The 2726-nt window shown below is 70.3% G+C and carries 2 protein-coding genes; one reads left to right on the forward strand and one right to left on the reverse strand.

Annotated features, from left to right (window positions below; all coding sequences use genetic code 11):
• Positions 1–147: 147 nt before the first annotated feature.
• Positions 148–372: a hypothetical protein gene (locus ACH0A8_RS15265; protein ID WP_066654059.1), complete on the reverse strand. Its 225-nt coding sequence runs from the start codon at positions 370–372 to the stop codon at positions 148–150.
• A gap of 177 nt (positions 373–549) precedes the next feature.
• Here ACH0A8_RS15265 and ACH0A8_RS15270 point away from each other — a divergent pair, with 177 nt between their 5' ends.
• On the forward strand, positions 550–2667 hold the full coding sequence (locus ACH0A8_RS15270) for a type IIA DNA topoisomerase subunit B (protein ID WP_406907485.1): 2118 nt from the start codon (positions 550–552) through the stop codon (positions 2665–2667).
• Positions 2668–2726 lie beyond the last annotated feature (59 nt).

A 2726-nucleotide genomic window follows, 5' to 3' on the forward strand; every position in this document is an offset into this window, starting at 1 on the left:
CGGGGAGGGCGGCGGGGGGGGGGGGGATGGCCGGGGGGCGGGGGGGGCCCGGGGGGGGGGGGGCGGGGGGGGGGGGGCCCCCCGGGGCGGGCGGGGGGGCGGGGGGCCCGGGGCCCCCGCGCCTCCCGTTCGTCCGTCTGGTGACGACTACTTCGACTCGTGGAGTCGGCTGCTCTCGTCGTGCCACTCGAGCGCGGTGGCTGCGAGCTTCTCCTTGAACTCGGCGCCGTGGTGGGCGCAGAAGTAGAGCTCGCCGCTGGCCATGGTGGCGCGGATGTACGCCTGCGCTCCGCAGCTGTCGCAGCGGTCAGCGGCGGTGAGCTGGTGGCTGCTGGCTTCGTCGATGGAGAGGTCCTGCACGGTCTGGGTCATTGCTGTGCTCCTCACGGATCGCAGGTGGTGCGGGTGGACCACCATTTGAACACGTGGTGGCTGGGAGCCGTGCATCCCGGACCGCCTGTTTCGCTGAGCGCGGAGCGGTTGTCCCCAGTCCGAGCCGCGCCGCTGTCCGGCGGTCTGGCTGTCGGTGCCCCTCGGTACCATCGGGATGTGAGCTCCGACTACTCTGCACGACACCTCTCCGTCCTCGAAGGGCTCGAGGCGGTTCGGAAGCGTCCGGGCATGTACATCGGCTCGACGGACTCGCGCGGGCTCATGCACTGCCTGTGGGAGATCATCGACAACTCCGTCGACGAAGCACTCGCGGGTCACGGCGACGAGATCGGGGTCGTGCTGCACGCCGACGGCTCCGTCGAGGTCCGCGACACCGCCCGCGGCATCCCCGTCGACGTGGAACCGAAGACCGGCCTGACCGGGGTCGAGGTCGTGTTCACGAAGCTGCACGCCGGCGGCAAGTTCGGGTCCGGGTCGTACGCGGCGTCCGGTGGCCTGCACGGCGTGGGTGCCTCGGTCGTGAACGCGCTGTCGGAGCGCCTCGACGTCGAGGTCGACCGCGGCGGCAAGACCTACGCGATGTCCTTCCACCGGGGCGAGCCCGGCACCTTCGCCGGTGACGGGCCGGATGCGCCCTTCACCCCGTTCACCTCGGGCAGTGAGCTCCGTGTCGTCGGCAAGGTGAAGAAGGGGGTCACCGGGTCCCGCATCCGGTACTGGGCGGACCGACAGATCTTCACCGCGGACGCCCGTTTCAGCACGGGCGACCTGGTCAACCGCGCCCGCCAGACCGCCTTCCTGGTGCCCGGGCTCGGCATCACGATCACCGATGAACGGGCCGCGTCGATCGAGGCGGCCGCCCAGCGTGCCGAGGCGACCGGGACGACGGTCGCGCCCGGTCCGGTCATCGAGCGCTTCCGGTACGAGGGCGGCATCAGCGAGTTCGTCGAGCACCTGGCGGTCGACTCCGCGGTCACCGACGTCTGGCGTATCCAGGGCACCGGGACCTTCACGGAGACCGTGCCGATGCTCGACGACAAGGGGCACATGGTGTCCACCTCGGTCGAGCGGACCTGCGAGGTCGACATCGCGATGCGGTGGGGCAGCGGGTACGAGACCGTCGAGCGGAGCTTCGTCAACATCATCGCGACGCCGAAGGGCGGCACGCACCTGACCGGCTTCGAGTCGGGCGTCGTCAAGGCCGTGCGCACGCAGGTCGAGGCGAACGCCCGCAAGCTCAAGGTCGGGCAGGACAAGCTCGAGAAGGACGACGTGCTCGCAGGCCTCACCGCCGTGCTGACCGTCCGCCTGCCCGAGCCGCAGTTCGAGGGGCAGACGAAGGAGGTGCTCGGCACCCCCGCGGTCCGGAAGATCGTCGACCAGGTCGTGGCGAAGCAGCTCACCGACGTCCTCACCTCGACACAGCGCACCGAGAAGGCGCAGGCCGCGACCCTGCTCGAGAAGGTCGTCGCCGAGATGAAGACCCGCATCTCGGCCCGGGCGCACAAGGAGACGCAGCGGCGCAAGAACGCGCTGGAGAACTCCTCGCTGCCGACCAAGCTCGCCGACTGTCGCAAGCAGGACGCCGAGGGTACGGAGCTCTTCATCGTCGAGGGCGACTCCGCGCTCGGCACCGCCAAGCTCGCGCGCAACAGCGAGTACCAGGCGCTGCTGCCCATCCGTGGCAAGATCCTCAACGTGCAGAAGGCCTCGGTGTCGGACATGCTGTCCAACACCGAGTGCGCCTCGATCATCCAGGTCATCGGCGCCGGCTCCGGCCGCTCGTTCGAGATCGACCAGGCCCGCTACGGCAAGATCATCATCATGTCGGACGCCGACGTCGACGGTGCCCACATCCGCACGCTCCTGCTGACGCTGTTCTTCCGGTACATGCGGCCGATGATCGAGCAGGGCCGGGTGTTCGCTGCCGTGCCGCCGCTGCACCGGGTCGTCGTGGTGAACCGCGGCAAGCCGAACGACACGCTCTACACCTACTCCGAGGCCGAGCTGCAGGCGGTGCTGAAGAAGCTCGCGAAGCAGGGCAAGAAGTACCAGGAGCCGATCCAGCGGTACAAGGGCCTGGGGGAGATGGACGCCGACCAGCTCGCCGAGACCACGATGGACCGGGCGCACCGCACGCTCCGTCGGGTGAACGTCACCGATGCCGAGAGCGCCGCGAAGGTGTTCGAGCTGCTGATGGGCAACGACGTCGCGCCGCGCAAGGAATTCATCCTGGCCGGCGAGGGTCTCGACCGCGACCGCATCGACGCGTAGGGGCGGCGGCGCGGCGCCCGGCGGCGACGCGGAGCGCGGCGCCCGGCGGCGACGCGGAG

The sequence above is a fragment of the Curtobacterium sp. 179-B 9B NHS genome, assembly GCF_045370965.1.
Classification (GTDB): domain Bacteria; phylum Actinomycetota; class Actinomycetes; order Actinomycetales; family Microbacteriaceae; genus Curtobacterium.

What these genes read in the sequence shown, in the direction of transcription:
- ACH0A8_RS15265 (WP_066654059.1), bottom strand. Translation starts at nt 372, where the DNA reads ATGACCCAGACCGTGCAGGACCTCTCCATCGACGAAGCCAGCAGCCAC.